The organism is Chromobacterium piscinae, from assembly GCF_021129175.1.
GTDB lineage: Bacteria > Pseudomonadota > Gammaproteobacteria > Burkholderiales > Chromobacteriaceae > Chromobacterium > Chromobacterium piscinae.
Genome location: NZ_JAJOHV010000058.1, coordinates 114,615 through 133,670 on the forward strand (window position 1 = coordinate 114,615; position 19,056 = coordinate 133,670).

Annotated in this window: 19 protein-coding genes; 12 read left to right on the plus strand and 7 right to left on the minus strand. The window is 66.3% G+C overall.

Annotation, left to right across the window (positions count from 1 at the left end; translation table 11 throughout):
• The first annotated feature begins 203 nt into the window (after positions 1–203).
• From LQR33_RS15370 to LQR33_RS15400, 7 genes are all read left to right on the plus strand, one after another.
• Positions 204–824 carry a DUF3313 domain-containing protein gene (locus tag LQR33_RS15370; protein ID WP_231469593.1) on the plus strand — a complete coding sequence of 207 codons (621 nt, stop codon included), beginning with the start codon at positions 204–206 and terminating at the stop codon, positions 822–824.
• A gap of 53 nt (positions 825–877) precedes the next feature.
• The gene (modA, locus tag LQR33_RS15375; protein ID WP_231469596.1) at positions 878–1,606 is read left to right on the plus strand and encodes a molybdate ABC transporter substrate-binding protein; all 729 of its coding nucleotides are present in this window, start codon (positions 878–880) and stop codon (positions 1,604–1,606) included.
• Positions 1,603–2,277: a molybdate ABC transporter permease subunit gene (gene modB, locus LQR33_RS15380; protein ID WP_166439679.1), complete on the plus strand. Its 675-nt coding sequence runs from the start codon at positions 1,603–1,605 to the stop codon at positions 2,275–2,277. Before modA ends, modB begins: the two co-directional genes overlap by 4 nt.
• Positions 2,278–2,318: 41 nt before the next feature.
• Positions 2,319–2,573, plus strand: coding sequence for a hypothetical protein (locus tag LQR33_RS15385; RefSeq protein WP_231469598.1), 255 nt, complete (start codon positions 2,319–2,321; stop codon positions 2,571–2,573).
• 173 nt (positions 2,574–2,746) lie between these two features.
• The gene (fliD, locus tag LQR33_RS15390; protein WP_166439681.1) at positions 2,747–4,279 is read left to right on the plus strand and encodes a flagellar filament capping protein FliD; all 1,533 of its coding nucleotides are present in this window, start codon (positions 2,747–2,749) and stop codon (positions 4,277–4,279) included.
• A 78-nt stretch (positions 4,280–4,357) separates the two neighbouring features.
• A complete protein-coding gene (locus LQR33_RS15395; protein ID WP_166439682.1) occupies positions 4,358–5,047 on the plus strand; it encodes a FadR/GntR family transcriptional regulator in 690 nt (229 codons plus the stop codon).
• 12 nt (positions 5,048–5,059) lie between these two features.
• The gene (locus LQR33_RS15400) at positions 5,060–6,322 is read left to right on the plus strand and encodes a CynX/NimT family MFS transporter (RefSeq protein WP_166439683.1); all 1,263 of its coding nucleotides are present in this window, start codon (positions 5,060–5,062) and stop codon (positions 6,320–6,322) included.
• A gap of 64 nt (positions 6,323–6,386) precedes the next feature.
• Here LQR33_RS15400 and LQR33_RS15405 read toward each other — a convergent pair whose 3' ends face one another.
• Genes LQR33_RS15405 through LQR33_RS15415 form a run of 3 tightly spaced genes read right to left on the minus strand, consistent with a single transcriptional unit; the run spans position 6,387 to position 10,138 of the window.
• The gene (locus LQR33_RS15405) at positions 6,387–6,908 is read right to left on the minus strand and encodes a DUF2946 family protein (RefSeq protein WP_166439684.1); all 522 of its coding nucleotides are present in this window, start codon (positions 6,906–6,908) and stop codon (positions 6,387–6,389) included.
• Between the two features lie 39 nt (positions 6,909–6,947).
• Positions 6,948–9,443, minus strand: coding sequence for an ABC transporter permease (locus LQR33_RS15410; protein WP_231177323.1), 2,496 nt, complete (start codon positions 9,441–9,443; stop codon positions 6,948–6,950).
• Entirely contained in the window at positions 9,440–10,138 is a 699-nt protein-coding gene (locus tag LQR33_RS15415) for an ABC transporter ATP-binding protein (RefSeq protein ID WP_166439686.1), read from the minus strand. The genes LQR33_RS15410 and LQR33_RS15415 overlap by 4 nt, the downstream gene beginning before the upstream one ends.
• On the opposite strand from LQR33_RS15415, the gene LQR33_RS15420 reads away from it, so the two are divergent.
• Together LQR33_RS15420 and LQR33_RS15425 are read left to right on the plus strand one after the other, a co-directional pair.
• On the plus strand, positions 10,137–10,733 hold the full coding sequence (locus tag LQR33_RS15420) for an arylesterase (protein ID WP_205692518.1): 597 nt from the start codon (positions 10,137–10,139) through the stop codon (positions 10,731–10,733). The two genes, LQR33_RS15415 and LQR33_RS15420, sit on opposite strands and share 2 nt — an antisense overlap.
• Positions 10,734–10,860: 127 nt before the next feature.
• On the plus strand, positions 10,861–12,084 hold the full coding sequence (locus LQR33_RS15425; protein WP_166439687.1) for an MFS transporter: 1,224 nt from the start codon (positions 10,861–10,863) through the stop codon (positions 12,082–12,084).
• 122 nt (positions 12,085–12,206) lie between these two features.
• Here the strand turns inward: LQR33_RS15425 and LQR33_RS15430 are convergent, their stop codons facing one another.
• The 4 genes from LQR33_RS15430 to LQR33_RS15445 form a co-directional block, all read right to left on the minus strand.
• The gene (locus LQR33_RS15430; RefSeq protein WP_166439688.1) at positions 12,207–12,821 is read right to left on the minus strand and encodes a peroxiredoxin; all 615 of its coding nucleotides are present in this window, start codon (positions 12,819–12,821) and stop codon (positions 12,207–12,209) included.
• 293 nt (positions 12,822–13,114) lie between these two features.
• Positions 13,115–14,908 (minus strand): aspartate--tRNA ligase, encoded by a 1,794-nt coding sequence (gene aspS, locus LQR33_RS15435; RefSeq protein ID WP_231469600.1) that lies wholly within the window; start codon positions 14,906–14,908, stop codon positions 13,115–13,117.
• Positions 14,909–14,986: 78 nt separating this feature from the next.
• Positions 14,987–15,640: a DUF502 domain-containing protein gene (locus tag LQR33_RS15440; RefSeq protein WP_231177330.1), complete on the minus strand. Its 654-nt coding sequence runs from the start codon at positions 15,638–15,640 to the stop codon at positions 14,987–14,989.
• Between the two features lie 23 nt (positions 15,641–15,663).
• Entirely contained in the window at positions 15,664–15,927 is a 264-nt protein-coding gene (locus LQR33_RS15445) for an FmdB family zinc ribbon protein (RefSeq protein WP_021478778.1), read from the minus strand.
• Between the two features lie 235 nt (positions 15,928–16,162).
• Between LQR33_RS15445 and fabI the strand changes: the two genes are divergently transcribed.
• Genes fabI through LQR33_RS15460 form a run of 3 tightly spaced genes read left to right on the plus strand, consistent with a single transcriptional unit; the run spans position 16,163 to position 19,054 of the window.
• Complete coding sequence (gene fabI / locus LQR33_RS15450) at positions 16,163–16,960, plus strand: enoyl-ACP reductase FabI (protein ID WP_231177332.1); 798 nt, start codon at positions 16,163–16,165, stop codon at positions 16,958–16,960.
• Between the two features lie 10 nt (positions 16,961–16,970).
• Complete coding sequence (locus LQR33_RS15455; protein WP_166439691.1) at positions 16,971–17,906, plus strand: phosphate acetyltransferase; 936 nt, start codon at positions 16,971–16,973, stop codon at positions 17,904–17,906.
• Positions 17,903–19,054 (plus strand): acetate/propionate family kinase, encoded by a 1,152-nt coding sequence (locus tag LQR33_RS15460; protein WP_166439692.1) that lies wholly within the window; start codon positions 17,903–17,905, stop codon positions 19,052–19,054. Before LQR33_RS15455 ends, LQR33_RS15460 begins: the two co-directional genes overlap by 4 nt.
• The last annotated feature ends 2 nt before the right edge of the window (positions 19,055–19,056 follow it).

Genomic DNA, 19,056 nt, shown 5'->3' on the forward strand with positions numbered 1-19,056 from the left:
GGCCGCCACGGCGACGAAGGCGGAATCATACCAGCAAGCGAGGCTGTCCGACATGACAGCTTGCACTGGCCACAAGCCCGGTAGTTTGCGCCAAATCAATAGTCATTTGCCGTTTTTTGCCTATTTTTCAGCCTAGACAACCGGCCTCGCGCCGGACGCTCCTTCACTTTATTCAACAAGATACGGCCAGGGTAGAACAAACGATGAAACCCTTCTTCAATCTCGGATGCGCGCTGGTCGCCTGGAACGAACTGTGCCGGGTGGCCCGCGGCGGCGACAGCGACCCGCAAACCGCCCGCCCCGGCTTCTGCCAGGGCAGGCACAACCGCCAGTTCGTCTACGCCGAGTCACCCCGGCTGCTCACTCCCTACCACGGCCTGCTGCTGGAGCCGCTGTGGCTGCTCGACACCCGCCGCGACGGGCGCTGGCAACTGGTGGCCACCGCGCTCGGACACAGCCTCAACCTTCGCCTGCAAACGCTGTTGCGCGCCTGGATGCCGGCCATTCCCCAGGTGGCGGAGCCGGCGCCCGGCATCGTCAGACTGCGGCTGGTGGTCCCCGGCATCGATGCCGGCCCGACCCCCGGCCGGCCGATAGACGGCCAGTCGCCGCTGGTCCGCGGCATCGCGCCTTACCTGGAGCAGGTGGCCAGCATCGCGCAGTTCGAGGACTCGCGCGACGGCCATCTGCTGGGCGGCGTGGTCAATCTGCAAAGCGCGGCCTCCCACCCCTCCGGCGTCCGCGGGGAAGACTGGCAGGACCTGCTAGGCTGTGACTGGCAACAGTTGCTCCAGTTCAAGATCGCCAGCCGGGCGGCTGGCTAGCCGCCGGCCTTTGGCAGCATAATGGGCGGATGATCCTGTCCCCGGAGTCCGCCATGCCGCGCCTGCGCCTTGCCCTGCTGTGCCTGATCCTCTCCCCCCTCGCTCTCGCCGACACCGTCAATGTCGCCGTCGCCAGCAATTTCCAGCAGACGCTGGACAAGATCGCCAAATCCTTCAAGGCCGCCACCGGGCACGACGTCAAGGCCAGCGCCGGCGCGTCCGGCAAGCTGGCCGCGCAAATCCGCCAGGGCGCGCCGTTCGAGGTGTTCCTGTCCGCCGACGACGAACGCCCGACCGAGTTGGCCAAGGCCGGCTTAGGCCAGGCCTCCAGCCAGTTCACCTATGCTTACGGCCAGTTGGCGCTGTGGAGCAAGCAGCGCGACGACGCCGGCGAAGCGGCGCTGCGCCAGGGAAATTTCGCCAAGCTGGCCGTCGCCAACCCGGCCACCGCGCCCTACGGCCGCGCCGCGATGGAAACGCTGGACGCGCTGAAGCTGGAAGCGGCGGTGAAACCCAAGCTGCTGACCGGCGACAATATCGGCCAGACCATGCAGTTCGCAGATGTCGGCGGCGCCGACTTCGCCTTCGTCGCCTATTCCCAATTGCTGGAGCAAGGCATACATAGCCGCTACTGGCTGGTGCCTGAAAAACTGCATCAGCCGATCCGCCAGGACGCGCTGCTGATCAAGCCCACCCCGGCGGCGACCGCGCTGATGGCCTTCCTCAAAGGCGAGCAGGCGCGCGCGCTGATGGCTCAGGCCGGCTATCGCTTCAAGCCGTGAGTCCCCAGGACTGGAGCGCGATCGCGCTGACATTGCGCCTGGCCAGCATCAGCACCCTGCTGCTGCTGGCCCTGTGCATTCCCTGCGCCTGGTGGCTGGCGCATAGCCGCTCCCGGCTGCGCCCCTTCATGGAGGCCGGCGCCATGCTGCCGCTGGTGCTACCGCCGACGGTGCTGGGCTTCTATCTGCTGCTGGCTTTCGGGCCGCACGGGCCGGTCGGAAAGCTGACCACCTCGCTGGGCCTTCCCGGCCTCGCCTTCACCTTTCCCGGCGTGGTGCTCGCCTCCATCCTGTACTCGCTGCCCTTCGTGCTGCAGCCCTTGCTGGCCAGTTTCCGCGCGGTGCGGCAGGAAGAACTGGAAAGCGCGCTGCTGCTGGGCGCGGGCCGCTGGCAGCGGATGCGCCACGTGATCCTGCCATCCTGCCGCAGCGGCCTGTTGAGCGCGGCCTGCCTGGGCTTCGCGCATACGGTCGGCGAATTCGGCGTGGTGTTGATGATAGGCGGCAACATCGACGGCGAAACGCGCGTGATATCGATCGCGCTGTACAATCAAGTAGAGCAGGCCAACTATGGCGCGGCCCACCAACTGGCGCTGATGTTGCTGCTATTTTCACTGGCGGCGTTGAGCGCCGTTTATTGGCTGAACGCCAGACAAAAACAATCGGAATGACATCCGCCCGCGCCGCGGGCCTTCACTGGAGACCAACCATCATGCGCACATCCGTGCTGATCGCCGTACTCGCCCTGTTCAGCGCCAATCTGGCGCTGGCCGACGCCGCCTGCGACGCCAAAGCCGCCGAAAAGAAACTGGCCGGCGCCGCCAAGCAAAGCTTCCTGAAAAAATGCGAAAAAGACACCGCCGCCGCCCAGAGCAGCTGTGACGCCAAGGCTGCGGAAAAGAAACTGGCCGGCGCCGCCAAGCAGAGCTTCGCCAAGAAATGCGTGAAGGACGCGATGGCCAAGTAAGCGCCCTCCCCCGCATACGGCATGCCGCCTCGCGCCATGCCGTTTTTTTGTGTCTCGCTTACGCCAAATCCCACATGCGCGCACACGGCCAAGATCGACAAAAACGCTGAATAAGCAATGACTTGAGCGATTTGATCTACACTGGAACAAGGTGTGGCTTGCGAGTGTTGGCAATGAACCCCCTGTCCGGATACAACTCCTCTTTCTCGTCTTTCGACAGCTTGCTGCCAAACTTGAGCAGTTTGTTGTCGAGCGGCTTGTTATTGGGTTCGTCCAGCGCAGCCAGCCAAAGCAGCGCCAGCAGCAGCGCAACCGATCCGATCCAGATCGAGCTGTCCACGCTGGGCCAGCTGATGTCGATTCTCGGCACCTTCCAAAGCAGCCTGCAGCAGATTTACACGCCGTCGATACGATTCGGCGGCGGCACCGCCAGCAGCAGCAATCCCGCCGTGGCCAGCGTCAGTACCTCCGCCGGAGCGCAGAACGCCAGCTACCTGCTCAATGTCTCCCAACTGGCGCAAGCGCACAGCGCGACCACCAGCTTCTCGCTGTCCGACAGCGGCACCACCGTGGTGGGCAGCGGCAGCCTGACCATCACCACCGGCAGCTATGCCTACACCAGCTCGACCTCGGCCACCAGCTTCACCGCCAACGATACGCCGGTGACCATCAGCATCAGCAACGGCACGCTGTCCAGCATCGCCAGTTCGATCAACGGCGCCGGCGCCGGAGTGGTGGCCAACGTGGTGCAGAACTCGTCCGGCGCCTATCAGTTGCAGATCAGCCAAGCCAGCACCGGCGCCAGCAACAATTTCAAGATCACGGTCAGCGACAACGATGGCAACAACACCGACCAGAACGGCCTGTCGCGGCTGGCATTCGACCAGACCCAGGCGGTGGGCAGCGGCCAGAACCTGACCCAGACCCAGGCCGCGCTGAACGCCAGCTACACCGTCAACGGCGCATCCGGCTCCAACGCCAGCAATTTCGGCATCCAGCTGGGAAGCGGCGTGTCGGCCAACCTGCTGGCGACCGGCAGCAGCAACATCTCGGTCAACGTCGACTTCGGCCAGCTCAACACCAACGCCCAGTCGCTGGCCAGCGCCTTCAATACCGCTCAGGGCGCCATCAATAGCCTGCTGGGCAACCAAGTGCGGCCGAGCAATGATCCGATCGCCGCCATGTTGCCGCGAATGCTGAACCAGCAGGCGCAAAACAGCTACAGCAACGGCAGCTCGCTGCTGACGATGCTGAGCCAAGTCGGCCTCAGCTACCAGAGTCCGGCGCAATATGGATTGGGCGGCACGCTCAGCCTCAATGTCAATTCGCTGCAGGCGGCATACAACAGCGACTCCAGCGGCGCCGCCAACCTGCTGTACACGGTGGCGCAATCGCTGAACGCGCTGGCCAACAGCTACACTTCGCAGGGCAGCGGCTCGCTGGTCAATGAAACCCGCGCGCTGCAAGCCCAGCAACGCAACCGGCAATTGGTGATCCATACGCCGCAAACACCCAATACCTTCCCCTTCAACCTGCAGAACCTGCTCAGCTACCCGTCCGGCAACAGCATGCTGTCCGCCCAGCAGATCAGCGGCCTCGCGATGTACGCTCTGGTGTACTCGATCGGCGCGCCCTACACGCTGAACGCGCTGCTGGTGGGCCAGGGGCTGGGCCTGTCCAGCAGCGGTTTTTCCGCCACCGCCTGAACCGTTCCCCTTGGTTTTGCCCTTCCCGGCGTTTATCGGTAAAATTCATCGGATGATTGGATGTTTAAGCCGGGATCTATGAATATTTCCGCAGTGAAACGCTCGCTGGTCGACATCGCCGTCGACAATCTGGGCCGCCAACTGGAACAAGGCCGCTGGCCGGTTGGCAGCCGCATCCCCACCGAGCCGGAACTTGCCGACGAGCTGGGCATCAGCCGCAACACCGTACGCGAGGCGGTGCGGGTGCTGCTGTACGCCGGCTTGCTGGAAGTGCGCCAGGGCGACGGCACCTATGTGCGGGCCATCGTCAATCCTGGCGAGGCGATGCGCGCGATCACCCGCGCCAGTCTGCGCGAGCATCTGGAAGTGCGCTGCCTGCTGGAAGAAAGCGCCGCGCGGCTGGCCGCCGAGCGCGCCGGCGGAGCCGATATCGCCCGTATCGCCGCCACGCTGGAAGGATTGCGGCCGCAGGATGGAGAAACGCCGGAAAGCTACGCCGAGCGCGACCTCGATTTTCATGTCGCCATCGCCGACGCCAGCGGCAACCAAGCGCTGGCCAGCCTCTACCACTTTTTCTCGCGCGCGGTGCGGCAGAGCGTCCAGGACTCGATCCGCGACGAAGCGCTGCCCGATCCGGGCTTCGCCGCCCATGCCGCCATCTTCGACGCGATCCGGCAAGGCCGGCCTGACGAAGCCGGCCAAGCCGCCGCCGCCATCACCCGTCCGCTGCTGGCCACGCTGGACCGGCTGCTGGACAAGCAACGATAAGAAGGAAGCACGATGCAAGAAAATACGGGTCGGCCCCAAGCGATCGCCGACGAACTGTTGATCGATGACGACACTCCCTCCGCCGTGCCGCAAACCGGCAGCCGCAAGCGCGCGCTGCTGTTGTTGCTGGGGCTGGTGCTGGTGGGGCTCAACCTGCGGCCGGCGCTGTCCAGCCTGGCGCCGGTGCTGGCCATGGTCAGCGCCGATACCGGCCTCAGCCCGGCCATGGCCGGGCTGCTGACCACGCTGCCGGTGGCCTGCCTCGGCCTCTTCGGCCCGCTGGCGCCGCATCTGGCCCGCCGCCTGGGCAGCGAGAAAACCATCGCCGTCGTCCTGCTGGCGCTGGCCGCCGGCATCCTGCTGCGCACCCAGTTGGGTTTGTTCGGCCTGTTCGTCGGCTCAGCGCTGGCCGGCGCCGCCATCGGCGTGATCGGCGTGCTGCTGCCCGGCATCGTCAAACGCGACTTCGCCAGCAGCGCCGGCCTGATGACCGGCGTCTACACCATGGCGCTGTGCCTGGGCGCGGCGCTGGCCGCGGGCTTCACCGTGCCTGTGGCCGAGCATTTCAACCACGACTGGCGGCCCGCGCTGGCCTTGTGGGCCTTGCCGGCGGCGCTGGCCCTAACCGTCTGGTGGCCGCAACTGAACACCCGCCACGCCGCCGGACGCGGCCAGTGGCGGGTCAGCGGCCTGCTGCGCGACCCGCTGGCCTGGCAGGTGACCTTGTTCATGGGCCTGCAATCCTCGCTGGCCTACATCGTGTTCGGCTGGCTGCCGTCCATCCTGATGGACCGCGGCCTGACCGCGATGCAGGGCGGACTGATGCTGTCGTTGTCCACCATGGTACAGGTGCCGGCTTCCCTGCTGGTGCCGATACTGGCCCACCGCTGCCGCAACCAACGCCCGCCGATCGCAGCCACGCTGCTGATGGTCATCGCCGGCTTGCTGGGCATGCTGTACGCGCCTACCGACAGCCTGATCCTGTGGGCAGCGCTGCTGGGCTTCGGCCAGGGCGGCCTGTTCAGCACCGCTCTGAGTCTGCTCGCGCACCGTTCTCCCGACCAGCATGTGGCAGCCAGCCTGTCCGGCATGGCTCAGGGCATAGGCTATATGCTGGCCTCGATGGGCCCGTTCGCCGTCGGACTGATCCGCGGCCACAGCCATGAGGCTTGGCCGCTGGCGCTGCTGTTCAGCATGATCGCCGCAGCCGCTTTATCCATCGGCATGCTGGCCGGCCGCAAGCGGCTGGTCGGCGTCAAGGCCGAACCGGTCTGACCCTGCCGCGCCATGAAAAAGCCCCGCCGTTTCGGCGGGGCTTTTTCTCATCCAGACAAACGACTCACCTAGGCCGGGCGATTATGCCGTAACGCGCCTGCAGCGCCGACAAGGTTTCAGTCGCCAGCGGCAGCCCGGCTTCGCCCACTTTCAACACAGCGGGCAGCGACGCCGCGTCGCCGTCCCAATCCGGCAACGCCTCCTCCAGCACAGCGGCCAGATCGCGGTCGTCCACCGCGGCCAGCTCGCCGCCGATCTCCAGCAGCAGCATGCCGTCCGGCGTCAACCAGGCCGCGCGCGCCGGCACGTCGTCGTCGTAAGGCACTGTACTCCAGCCCTTGGGCGTGCGCCGCGCCGCCAAGGGAGCGGCGTCCAGCTGCACATACACTTTTTGCGGACCGTTCTGCACATAGCAGCGGCCCTGGCCGTCGCGGCTGTAGTTGCGGTTGAAGAACTCCACCATCCCCTCATGCTGCAGCCTGGCGTCCTTGATCCACCACTGGCCCCGGGCGTCCAGCCGCAGCCAGCCGAACACCGCCGGCACGTTCGGCCACTTGGCCAGCGCCGCCAACACCATTTCGTCCATCGCCTCTCCTTCCGCGGGTTCGTCCCGCTTGTTCCGCCGCTAGCCTATCGCGCGCAGCACCGTCAGCGGCGGCGTTCTCGTCACCTTGCCCACCAGCGGCCAGCCAGCGAGCGTCACCACCAGCACCCCGCCGGCCATCCCCAGCGGCAGCAGCCACCAGTTGAGCAGCAGGGGCAAGGAAAACAGCTTCACCGCCGCCAGCACGCCGATGCCCATCGCCCCCAGCGCCGCCAGCAGGCCGGACACCGCGCCCAGCCACACCAGCTCGGCCAGCACCACGCTGCGCACCTGCCTGCGCGACGCGCCCAGCGCCCGCATCAAACCCACGTCGGCCAGCCGCTCGTCGCGGGTGGCGGTCAGCGACGCCCACAACACCAGCACCCCGGCCGCCAGCGCCAGCAGGAACATCGCCTCGATCGCGCGCGTCAGCTTGTCCACCATCGCCCTGACCTCGGCCAGAATGCTGCCGACGTCGATCACCGACAGATTGGGAAAACGCTCCACCAGCTGATTGGCGAAAGCCTCGTCCGCCGGCTCCAGGCGGAAGCTGGTGATCCAGCTGGCCGGCTGCCGGCTGAATTGGCCCGGCGTGCCGATCACGAAGAAATTGACGCGGAAGCTGTCCCAGGGCACTTCGCGCAGGCTGGTCACCTTGGCGCGGTAGGCGGTGCCGGCCAGATCGAAGGCCAGCGTGTCGCCCAGCTTGATGCCCAAGAGATTGGCCAGGCCTTTTTCCACCGAAAACTGCGGCTTCACTCGCTTGCCCTCGTCCCACCACTTGCCGGACACCACCTGGTTGCCCGGCGGCGGCTCGGCTCGCCAGGACAGGTTGAACTCGCGCTCGGCCAGGCGCCGCGCCTGCTCGTTGTCATAGCTTGCCGGACGCACCGGCTGCTCGTTGATGGCGATCAGCCGCGCGCGGACCATAGGCGCGAGCTCGGGCTGCGGCCGCCCGGCGGCGGCGAACGCGTCGCGCACGCCGTCGAGTTGATTGCCCTGGATGTTGATCACGAACTTGTTCGGCGCGTCGGCCGGCACGCTGCGCTGCCAGGCGCCGATCAGGTCGTCGCGCACCACGGTCAGCGTCAGCAGAGCCATCAGCCCCACCGACAGCGAGGCGATCTGCAGCACCGCCAGCCAGCGCCGCCGCGCCAGGTTGGCGATGCCGAAGCGCCAGCCCACCTTGCCGCCGCGCGGCAGCCGGCGCAACAACAGCACCAGGCCCAGCGCCAGCGCGCCGGACACGCCGAGGAAACCCAGCATCGCCGCCAGCAGCCAGCCGGCCAGCGACCACTCGCCCACCTGCCACGAGGCCAGACCCAGCAGCGTGACCAAGGCCAGCACCGGCGCGATCACGCCCTGGCGCGTCGGCGGCAGCTCGTTGCGCAGCACCGCCGCCGGCGACACGTCGCGGATGGCCATCAAGGGCGGCAGCGCCAGGCCGGCCAGCAGCAATTGCGCCGCCAGCGGGCCGATCAGCCACGGCTGCCAGCCCGGATCGGGCAGAATCTCGCCGACGTAGCCGCTGAACAGCCGCATCAGCCCCAGCTGCACGCCAAAGCCCGCCAGCGTGCCGAGCAGGCCGGCCAGCAGCCCCACCAGCGCGAACAAGCCGACGAACAGCCCCCACACCTCGCCGGAGCCCAGGCCCAGGCAGCGCAGCACCGCCACCTGCTGCCAATGGCGCTGCAGGTAGCGGCGCACCACCAGCGCCACCGCCGACGCGGCCAGCGCCACGGTCAGCATCGCGGTCAAGCCGAGGAAGCGCCGCGCCCGCTCCAGGCCGGTGCGGATTTCCGGCCGCATTTCCTCTACGTTTTCCAGCCGAGCGCCCTTGGGTTTGTGCGCGCGCAGCCAGACGCGGAAATCGGCGACCTGGCGGTCTTCGCCGGCGAACAACAGCCGCCAGCGGATGCGGCTGCCTTCCTGCACCAGGCCGGTGGCCGGCAGGTCGGCGCTGTTGAACATCAGCCGCGGCACGAAGTTGTAGATGTCCATGCTGCCGTCCGGCTCGCGGACGATGACGCCGGCCAGCTTCAACTGGGCGTTGCCGACGCCGATCTCGTCGCCCAGCTTCAGCTTGAGCCGGCTGATCAGCCTGGCGTCGGCCCAGGCGGTGCCCGGCGCCGGCTGCAGCCGGCCGCTTTTCTCGGCGCCGTCGGCCAGCCGCACCGTGGTCTCGCCGCGCAGCGGGTAGCCGGCGCTCACCGCCTTGTACTGGGCCAGCGTCGCCTGCCCGCCGGCGAACACCATGGACGGGAAAGTGATGTTGTCGGCGGTCTGCAGGCCGCGGCGCTTCGCCTCGGCCCGCACCGCGTCCGGAGCCGTCTCGTTGCCGGAGAGCACCAAATCGGCCGCCAGCAGCTGGGTGGCCTGGGTGGTCAGCGCCTTTTCCACCCGGTCGGAGAAGAAGGCGACGCTGCTCATCGCCGCCACCGCCACCAGCAGCGCCAGGCCGAGGATGGTGAGCTCGCCCGCCGCCAGCTCGCGGCGGATGAAGCGGATGACGAATCTGAAACGTCCAAGCAGGGTCATTCGGCGCGCGCTCCGTTCAGCTTGCCATCCACCAGCCGGTAGATGGCGTCGCAGCGGCTGGCCAGCTCGTTGTCGTGGGTGACCAGCACCAGCGCCGTGCCCTGCTCGGCGTTCAGCTGGAACAGCAGGTCTATGATCTGGCGGCCGGTGTGCGGATCGAGATTGCCGGTGGGCTCGTCGGCGAACAACAGGCCGGGATGAATGACGAAGGCGCGCGCCAGCGCCACCCGCTGCTGCTCCCCGCCGGACAGGTGGCGCGGATAATGGCCCAGCCGCGCCGCCAGCCCCACGCGCTCCAGCATCCTCTCCGCCGCTTCGCGCGCGTCGTTGCGCCCGGCCAGCTCCAGTGGCAGCATGACGTTTTCCAGCGCGGTCAATTGCGGCAGCAGCTGGAAGTTCTGGAACACGAAGCCCACCCTGTCGCGCCTGAGCAGCGCGCGGGCGTCTTCGTTGAGCCGCGACAGCGGCTTGCCGAACAGCGCCACCTCGCCGTCGCTGGGGTGGTCGAGGCCGGCCAGCAGCGACAGCAGCGTGGACTTGCCCGAACCCGAGGTGCCGACGATGGCCACGCTCTCGCCGGAATACAGGGTCAGCGACGCGCTGCGCAGGATGTGCAGCACGTCGCCGCGGAAATGCACTTGTTTCGCCAATTCGCTGGCGGCCAATACCGCCTTCTTTTTCTCAGGATGGTTCATGCGCTCTATCGTCTGCAAAATGCTGTTCCCCTTGTTGCTGCTGTGGCAGCTGCCCGCCTTCGCCGCCACGGTGCTGGTGTTCGGCGACAGCCTGTCGGCCGGCTACGGCCTGGCGCCGGGCCAGGGCTGGGCGGCGCTGCTGGCGCGCGACCTCGCGCCCCGGCACCAGGTCGTCAACGCCAGCGTCTCCGGCGAAACCAGCGCCGGCGGCCTAGCCAGGCTGCCCGACGCGCTCGTCCGACACCGACCTGACGTGCTGGTGCTGGAGCTGGGCGCCAACGACGGCCTTCGCGGCCTGCCGATGGCCGAGATGCGGCGCAACCTGCAGCAAATGATAGACATGGCCCAGGCCCGCAAGGCCAAGGTACTGCTGGTGGGCATGGCGCTGCCACCCAACTATGGCCCCCGCTACGGCGCCGAGTTCCGCGGCGTTTATGACGATTTGGCCCGGCGCAACCGCCTGGCCTACGTGCCGCTGCTGGTCGACGGCTTCGCCGGCGATCTGAGCGCCTTCCAGCCCGACGGCCTGCATCCCCGCGCGGAGAAGCAGGCCACCATGATGCGCACGGTCAAGGCAAAACTGCCAGTGAAATAATGCAACAAAGCCATTGACTGGTTATTGTTTTAAATAGAAGAATAAGCATATTGCATAACCATGCAGCGATCCGCCAATCTGCTTCCGCCGCCCAGACGGAACCAGGCCGAACGGCCGTTGCCGCGCCATGCCCCAAACCGCTTTGCTTGACCGCCTCGCCCGCCCCTACCGCGGCCTGCCGCCCAGCGTCTACATCCAAGTCGTCTGCAGCTTCATCAATAACGTAGGCGGCATCTCCAAGCTGTTCCTGCCGCTCTATCTGCGCGAGAACTACCACCTGCCCTATAGCCAGATCGGCACGCTGATGGCCTTCTACGGCGCCGGAATGCTGGCCGGCTCGCTGAAGGGCGGCAGCCTGAGCGACCGCTTCGACAGCCGGGCGCTGGGCGTGCTGGCTCTCGCCTTGTCCGGCCTGTGCATGGCCTTGCTGGCGCTGCAGATTCCGGTGTGGATGTTCATGCCGCTGCTGGTGCTGTCAGGCATGGCGGACGGCGGCTTCCGGCCGATCAACCAGCGGCTGGCGCTGGAGCCCTGCTCCCCGCAGCAACGGCCGGTCGCCCAAGGCATGATGCGAGTGGCCTTCAACCTGGGCGTGGCCATCGCCGGCGTCACCAGCGGCTTCCTCGCCGCTTACGGCTACCAGTGGGTGTACGCCGCCAACGCCGCCGGCACGCTGCTTGGCGCCTGCTGGATGGCCTGGTCCTACAGCCGCCATCGGGAAGACACCCGGCCGCAACAACATCAGGCCGGCGATGAAGGAGCGCTGGCCGGCCCCTGGCGCGACGCCAGCTTCCTGCGCGCCATCCTGGCGCTGGTGCTGGTCACGCTGGCTTTCGACCAGATGTACGTGACGCTGGCGCTGTTCCTGCGCGAGCACTACCAGCTGGAGCCGCAATGGGTGGGCTATCTGTTCACCATCAACGGCCTGATGGTGGTGGCGCTGCAGATTCCGGTCAGCCGGCGCATCCTGCGCTGGGGGCTGGCTAGCAGCACCCAGTTGGGCGTATTGCTGACCGGCTGTTCCTTCCTGTGGCTGAACGCCGGCCACGGCGCGCAGTGGGCGGTGCTGATGATGGTGACGCTGACCTTCGGCGAGCTGTTGCTGTCGCCCAGCTACGCGCAGCTGGTGATGCATCGCTCGGAGGGCCGCCTACGCGGCAGCTATCTGGGACTTTACAACGCCGCCTGGAACGGCCGGACGCTGGTGGCGCCGGCGCTGGGCACCGCGCTGTACGGCCAGCTGGGCGGCGCGGCGCTGTGGTGGCTATGCGCGCTGGCCGCCTGCCTGAGCGTGGCCATCCAGCACGGCGCGCTGAAAACCATGCTCGCCCCCGCGGCGGAAACCCGCTAGACGGCTCACGCTTCACCCTTGCGGGAGCCCCGCAGCCATCGAGGGCCGGGACAGCCGATAAAACAACACCCCGCCGGCTTGCGCGGGCGGGGTGCGGAACGAAATCCGGACGATGTCGCGGATTACAGGTCCTTGGCGTTCTCGGCCAGGTAGGAAGCCACGCCTTCGGCGGACGGCTTCATGCCCTTCTTGCCCTTGTTCCAGCCAGCCGGGCACACTTCGCCGTGCTCTTCGGTGAATTGCAGCGCGTCAACCATGCGCAGCATTTCGTCGACGTTGCGGCCCAGCGGCAGGTTGTTCACCACTTGGTGCTGCACCACGCCGGACTTGTCGATCAGGAAGGAGCCGCGGAAAGCGACGCCGCCGTCGGCTTCAACGTCGTAGGCCTTGCACAGGTCGTGCTGGATGTCGGCAACCAGGGTGTAGCCGACTTGGCCGATGCCGCCCTTGTCGACCGCGGTGTTGCGCCATGCGGCGTGGGTGAACTGGCTGTCGATCGACACGCCGATCACTTCCACGTTCTTGGCCTTGAATTCAGCTAGGCGGTGGTCGAAGGCGATCAGTTCGGACGGGCAGACGAAGGTGAAGTCCAGCGGGTAGAAAAACACCACGGCGTACTTGCCGGCAGTGGCTTGCTTGAAAGAGTAGTTGTCTACGATCTCGCCATTGCCCAGCACGGCGGAGAAAGTCTTTTCACCAGCGAAGAACGGGGCTTGCTTGCCAACGAGTACGGCCATTTTGATCTCCTTAAGGGTCTTGATATGACGGCGCGTTCCTGATCGGGCATCGGAAAACGCCGTGGATTGCGGAGCTTTATAAAACACTGCGTCCCGGCCCGGCCAATTGTAAATCGATATCGTTGCGATAAAGTTTTGCAATTGCCGGACGCGGGACCGCCCCGGCCAAGCGGGGACTATCCAATCAGATGGGGATGGCTGGCCGAAGTTTCAAGCCGACGGCCGTCGGCAGGGCCAGCGCGAAAAAAAAAACGGACAGCTAGCTGTCCGTTTTTCTACGCGCCCCCAAAGAGTCAGGCGCTCGGCTCGGCCTTCTGGCGCAAGCGCAGGTTCAGCTCGCGCAACTGCTTGTCGTCCACCGCGTTCGGCGCGTTGGTCAGCAGGCACTGGGCGCGCTGGGTCTTGGGGAAGGCGATCACGTCGCGGATGGATTCCGCGCCGCACATCAGCGTCACCAGGCGATCCAAGCCGAATGCCAGGCCGCCGTGCGGCGGGGCGCCGAACTTCAGGTTGTCCAGCAGGAAGCCGAACTTGTTCTGCTGCTCTTCCGGGCTGATCTTCAGCGCGCCGAACACCTTCTCCTGGATCTCGGCGCGGTGGATACGGATCGAGCCGCCGCCGATTTCCCAGCCGTTCAGCACCATATCGTAGGCGCGTGCCAAGCAATTGGCCGGATCGGTGGCCATCAGGTCCTCGTGGCCCGGCTTCGGGCTGGTGAACGGATGGTGGCAAGCGGTCCAGCGGTCGGCTTCCTCGTCGTGCTCGAACATCGGGAAGTCAACCACCCACAGCGGGCGCCATTCCTTGACGAAGTAGCCGTTGTCCAGGCCGTGCTCGTGGCCGATCTTGATGCGCAGCGCGCCGATCGCCTCGTTCACCACCTTGGCCTTGTCCGCGCCGAAGAAGACAATGTCGCCGTTCTGCGCGCCGGTGCGCTCGATGATCTGCTTCAGGCCGTCGGCGGACAGGAACTTGACGATCGGGGACTGCAGGCCCTCTTCGTTCAGCTTGCTCACGTCGTTGACCTTGATGTAGGCCAGGCCCTTGGCGCCGTAGATGGCGACGAACTGGGTGTAGTCGTCGATTTCCTTGCGGCTGAACGACGCGCCGTTCGGCACGCGCAGGGCCACCACGCGGCCGTTCGCCATGTCGGCGGCGCCGCGGAACACCTTGAACTCTTCCGACTTCATCACGTCGGTCAGTTCGGTGAACTTCAGCGAAACGCGCATATCCGGCTTGTCGGAGCCGTAGTAGAACATGGCGTCGCCGTAGGTCATTCGCGGGAAGGTCGGCAGCGTCACGCCCAGCACGTCGCTGAAGATCTCGCGGGTCATGGTCTCGGTGATGTCCATGATCTGGTCCTCGTTCAGGAACGAGGTCTCGATATCGATCTGGGTGAATTCAGGCTGGCGGTCGGCGCGCAGGTCTTCGTCGCGGAAGCACTTGGTGATCTGGTAGTAGCGGTCGAAGCCGGCCACCATCAGCAGCTGCTTGAACAGCTGCGGCGATTGCGGCAGCGCGAAGAACTCGCCCGGATGCACGCGGGACGGCACCAGGTAGTCGCGGGCGCCTTCCGGAGTGGAGCGGGTCAGCATCGGGGTTTCGATGTCGATGAAGCCCTGCTTGTCCAGGTGGTTGCGCACGCCCATCGCCACCTTGTAGCGCAGGCGCAGGTTCTTCTGCATCGCCGGGCGGCGCAGGTCGATCACGCGGTTGGTCAGGCGGACGTTTTCCGACAGGTTCTCGTCGTCGATCTGGAACGGCGGCGTGGCCGCGGCGTTCAGGATTTCGATTTCCTTGGCCAGGATTTCGATCTCGCCGGAGATCATCTTGCTGTTGGCGGTGCCGGCCGGGCGCTCGCGCACGATGCCGCTGATGGACAACACGTACTCGCCGCGGCTGCTGTCAGCCAGCTTGAACGCTTCCGGGGTGTCCGGATCGATCACCACCTGCACCAGGCCTTCGCGATCGCGCAGGTCGATGAAGATCACGCCGCCATGGTCGCGGCGGCGGTGGGCCCAGCCTTTGACGGTCACGGTTTGACCGAGGTATTTCTTGTCGATGAGTCCGCAATAATCGGTGCGCATTGGGTAAACCTTTTTGATTGAATTCTTCGAAGTTCCCGCTAGGGGACGACATGCTTAGGGGCTAGACAGGGTGACGGCCTAGCCCTGCCGATTATGTTCATCATTCAGCCGCGGGCGCTGAGCCTGCGGCGGCGGGTTCGGAACCACCACGCCCATGGAAATGACGTACTTGAGCGCCTCGTCGACGCTCATGTTCAGCTCGCGGGTGTCGCTGCGCGGCACCACGATGAAATAGCCCGAGGTCGGGTTCGGCGTGGTCGGCACGTAAACGCTGACCAGTTCCTCGCCATTCTCCGCGTGGCAGAGGATTTCCTGGGCCGGCGTGCCGGTCTGGAAAGCCACGGTCCAGGCATTTTGATGCGGCCAGCGCACCAGCAGCGCGTTCTTGAACGCGTTGCCGGAATCGGACAGCAGCGTGTCGCTGACCTGCTTGACGCTGTTGTAGATGGAATTGACCACCGGCGTGCGCGACAGCAGGCCGTGCCAGAACTCCACCAGGCGGCGGCCCAGCACGTTGGCGGCCAGCATGCCGGTGCCCATCACCACCAATACCGCGAACACCACCCCCAGGCCGGGGATGTGCATGCCGAACAGCTGCTCGGGGCGCCACTCGGCCGGCAGCAGCGTCAGCGTCTGGTCCAGCGAACCAATGATCAGGTTCAATACCCAAAGGGTGATCGCCAGCGGCAGCCAGATCAGCAGGCCGGCGATCAGATAGCCCTTCAGGGTCATTTTGATTTGCGGGGGAACCGACATCAGTCGCAACCGCAGCCGGCGCCGCAGCTATGGCCCCCGGAAGAGGCGGAGTCGCCGGACGAGGACGAAGACGAGGAAGCGCCACCCTTGAAGTCGGTGGCGTACCAGCCCGAGCCCTTCAACTGGAAGCCCGCGGCGGACAGCTGCTTGTTGTAGTCGGCGCTGCCGCATTCCGGACAGGCGGCCACCGGCGCGTCGCTCAGTTTCTGCAGGTGTTCCTTGGCGACGCCACAGGCGCCGCAACGATATTCATAGATCGGCATAGCTTTACTTTCCCGCCAATTGACCACAATGGCATAATACGCATGATTGCTGCACTGCACCACATCCGGAACTAAACTCAGGACAGGTCTGACTGTACAGATGCGGCCGCCAGCTTTCAAACACAAGTGCGCCGCCTGCAAACCAACCATTATATCCGACTGAAACGGCAATACAAAAACCACTTTTAATCATTCTGCTGCAACACCGCCCTGCAACGCTATCCCGGAGGTCCAAATGGTTTACCAAGAAGGTCAGATGGAAAGCATACGCAACATCCTCGCCGGCAAGAGAGGACTCATCGTCGGCATCGCCAATGAAGACAGCATCGCCTACGGCTGCGCCAGCGTGCTGCATCAACTGGGCGCGGAATGCGCGGTCACCTACCTCAACGCCAAGGCCGAGAAATACGTGCGGCCGCTGGCCGAAGCTTTGCAGGCCAAGCTGGTGCTGCCGCTGGACGTGGAGCAAGCCGGCCAGTTGGAGAGCGTGTTCGCCGAGATAGAAAAGCACTGGGGCGGACTGGACTTCATCATCCACTCCATCGCCTATTGCCCGATGGAAGACTTGCACGGCCGCGTCACCGACTGTTCGCTGGCGGGCTTCCAGCAGGCGATGCGAGTGTCGTGCTACTCGTTCATCGAAATGGCGCGGCTGGCCGAGCCGCTGATGAAACGCGGCGGCAGCCTGATCACGATGAGCTACTACGGCGCCGACAAGGTGGTGGAAAACTACAACATCATGGGCCCGGTCAAGGCGGCGCTGGAAAGCGTGTCGCGCTACCTGGCCAACGAACTCGGCCCCAAGCGCATCCGCGTGCACGCGGTGTCGCCCGGCCCGCTGAAGACGCGCGCAGCCTCCGGCATCGCGCATTTCGACCAGTTGATCGAGGACGCCATCTCCCGCGCGCCGCAGAATCGCCTGGTGGAGATCGAAGAAGTCGGCATGACCTGCGCCTTCCTGATTTCCGACGCCGCCAGCGGCCTCACCGGCCAAACCATCTATGTAGACGGCGGACACCACATCAAGGCTTGAGGAGAGCGGCATGATTCACGATACCCACGCATTCGACGACATCCTGCAACAGGCGCGCCAGCTGGGCGCGCTGCCGATGGCGGTGGCCCACCCCTGCAGCCGCGAATCCCTGTTGGGCGCGGTTGAGGCCGCCGACAACGGCATCGCCACCCCCATTCTGGTGGCGCCGCAGGCTCGGCTGCAGAAACTGGCCGACGAATTGGAAATCGACATTCGACGCTTCGAATGCATAGACGTGGAGCACAGCCACGCCGCCGCCGCCCGCGCGGTGCAACTGGCCCGCGACGGCTACGCCGACATCCTGATGAAGGGCAGCCTGCACACCGACGAATTCATGAGCGCCGCGCTGGCGCGCGACACCGGCATCCGCACCGACCGCCGCATCAGCCACGTCTGGGTGATGAAGGTGGAAAGCTATCCGCGCTACCTGTTCATCACCGACGCCGCGGTCAACATCGAGCCGGACCTAATCACCAAGCGCGACATCTGCCAGAACGCCATCGACCTGACCCACGCGCTGGGCATCCCCTGCCCCAAGGTGGCCATCCTGGCCGCGGTGGAGACCATCAACCCCGACATGCGCTCGACGCTGGACGCCGCCGCGCTATGCAAGATGGCCGACCGAGGCCAGATCACCGGCGCCATCCTGGACGGCCCGCTGGCTTTCGACAACGCCATCTCCAAAGAGGCCGCAGAGAGCAAAGGCATCGTTTCGTCGGTGGCCGGCGATCCCGACATCCTGCTGGTGCCGGACCTGGAAGCCGGCAATATGCTGGGCAAACAGCTGACCTACCTCGCCCAGGCCGCCTCCGCCGGCATCGTGATGGGCGCGCGGGTGCCGATGGTGTTGACCAGCCGCGCCGACGACGCCAGCGGCCGCCTCGCCTCCAGCGCCATCGCCAGCCTGCTGGCCCACCAGAAGCGCCGCCAGGGAGGACGTCCATGAACCGCTGCCTGCTGGCGATCAACGCCGGCTCCGCCACGCTGAAGTTCCGCGCGTTCTCGCTGGACGGCCAGACGCTGCTGGCGCGCGGCATGGTGGACCGCTTCGGCAGCCGCGAAGCCCTGTTCTCGCTGGCCGACGCCAACGGCCAGAAGCTGGCCGAGCGCGGCCTGGCCGACGCCGCGCACGACACCGCGCTGGCGGCGGCGCTGAACGGCCTGGCCGACCAGGGCCTGGAGGCGCGGGCCCTGGCCCACCGCGTGGTGCATGGAGGCAACCGCTTCCGCCAGCCGGCGCGGGTGGATGCCGACACGCGGTCGGCGCTGGACGACTACATCGCGCTGGCGCCGCTGCACCAGCCGGTCAGCCTGGCGGTGATAGACGCCTTCAGCCGGATAGATCCGCAGTTGCCGCAAATCGCCTGCTTCGACACTGCCTTCCACGCCACCCAGCCGACGGTGGCCACCCGCTTCGGCATTGCCCGCCACTGGCATGACGAGGGCGTGCGCCGCTACGGCTTCCACGGTCTGTCCTACGCCGCCATCGCGCGGCGGCTGCCGGAAATCGGCCTCGCCCACGGCAAGGTGGTGGTCTGCCACCTTGGCAGCGGCGCCAGCGCCTGCGCGATCGAATCCGGCAAGAGCGTGGCGTCCAGCATGGGGTTTTCGGCGGTGGACGGCCTGATGATGGGCAGCCGTCCCGGCTATATCGACCCGGAGGTGATCCTGTACTGGCAGGAGCATGAAGGCATGGGGGTGAAGGACGTGCGGCGCGAGCTGTACAAGAACTCCGGCCTCTTGGGCGTGTCCGGCGTGTCGGCCGACATGCGCGAGCTGCTGGCCAGCGAGTTGCCGGAGGCACGCGAGGCGGTGGAGCTGTTCTGCTACCGGGCGGCGCGGGAGGCGGCCAGCCTGGCCGCGGCGATGCGCGGCCTGGACGGGCTTGTCTTCACCGCCGGCATAGGCGAGCACTCGGCGGAGGTGAGGGCCAGGATATTGCAGCAGCTGTCCTGGCTGGGCTTCGAGCTGGACCACGCGGCCAACCTCGCCCACGCGCGCCGGCTCACCGCCGCCGGCAGCCGCCTGCCGGCCTATGTACTGCCGACCGACGAGGAAGGCGAGATGGCCCGCCAGGCGGCGCGGCTGCTGTAGGC

Excerpts from the sequence above, each read along its gene's own strand:
- LQR33_RS15370 (WP_231469593.1), top strand. The coding sequence starts at position 204 with ATGAAACCCTTCTTCAATCTCGGATGCGCGCTGGTCGCCTGGAACGAA.
- modA (WP_231469596.1), top strand. The coding sequence starts at position 878 with ATGCCGCGCCTGCGCCTTGCCCTGCTGTGCCTGATCCTCTCCCCCCTC.
- LQR33_RS15385 (WP_231469598.1), top strand. The coding sequence starts at position 2,319 with ATGCGCACATCCGTGCTGATCGCCGTACTCGCCCTGTTCAGCGCCAAT.
- fliD (WP_166439681.1), top strand. The coding sequence starts at position 2,747 with ATGAACCCCCTGTCCGGATACAACTCCTCTTTCTCGTCTTTCGACAGC.
- LQR33_RS15395 (WP_166439682.1), top strand. The coding sequence starts at position 4,358 with ATGAATATTTCCGCAGTGAAACGCTCGCTGGTCGACATCGCCGTCGAC.
- LQR33_RS15400 (WP_166439683.1), top strand. The coding sequence starts at position 5,060 with ATGCAAGAAAATACGGGTCGGCCCCAAGCGATCGCCGACGAACTGTTG.
- LQR33_RS15405 (WP_166439684.1), bottom strand. The coding sequence starts at position 6,908 with ATGGACGAAATGGTGTTGGCGGCGCTGGCCAAGTGGCCGAACGTGCCG.
- LQR33_RS15410 (WP_231177323.1), bottom strand. The coding sequence starts at position 9,443 with ATGACCCTGCTTGGACGTTTCAGATTCGTCATCCGCTTCATCCGCCGC.
- LQR33_RS15420 (WP_205692518.1), top strand. The coding sequence starts at position 10,137 with ATGCGCTCTATCGTCTGCAAAATGCTGTTCCCCTTGTTGCTGCTGTGG.
- LQR33_RS15415 (WP_166439686.1), bottom strand. The coding sequence starts at position 10,138 with ATGAACCATCCTGAGAAAAAGAAGGCGGTATTGGCCGCCAGCGAATTG.
- LQR33_RS15425 (WP_166439687.1), top strand. The coding sequence starts at position 10,861 with ATGCCCCAAACCGCTTTGCTTGACCGCCTCGCCCGCCCCTACCGCGGC.
- LQR33_RS15430 (WP_166439688.1), bottom strand. The coding sequence starts at position 12,821 with ATGGCCGTACTCGTTGGCAAGCAAGCCCCGTTCTTCGCTGGTGAAAAG.
- aspS (WP_231469600.1), bottom strand. The coding sequence starts at position 14,908 with ATGCGCACCGATTATTGCGGACTCATCGACAAGAAATACCTCGGTCAA.
- LQR33_RS15440 (WP_231177330.1), bottom strand. The coding sequence starts at position 15,640 with ATGACCCTGAAGGGCTATCTGATCGCCGGCCTGCTGATCTGGCTGCCG.
- LQR33_RS15445 (WP_021478778.1), bottom strand. The coding sequence starts at position 15,927 with ATGCCGATCTATGAATATCGTTGCGGCGCCTGTGGCGTCGCCAAGGAA.
- fabI (WP_231177332.1), top strand. The coding sequence starts at position 16,163 with ATGGTTTACCAAGAAGGTCAGATGGAAAGCATACGCAACATCCTCGCC.
- LQR33_RS15455 (WP_166439691.1), top strand. The coding sequence starts at position 16,971 with ATGATTCACGATACCCACGCATTCGACGACATCCTGCAACAGGCGCGC.
- LQR33_RS15460 (WP_166439692.1), top strand. The coding sequence starts at position 17,903 with ATGAACCGCTGCCTGCTGGCGATCAACGCCGGCTCCGCCACGCTGAAG.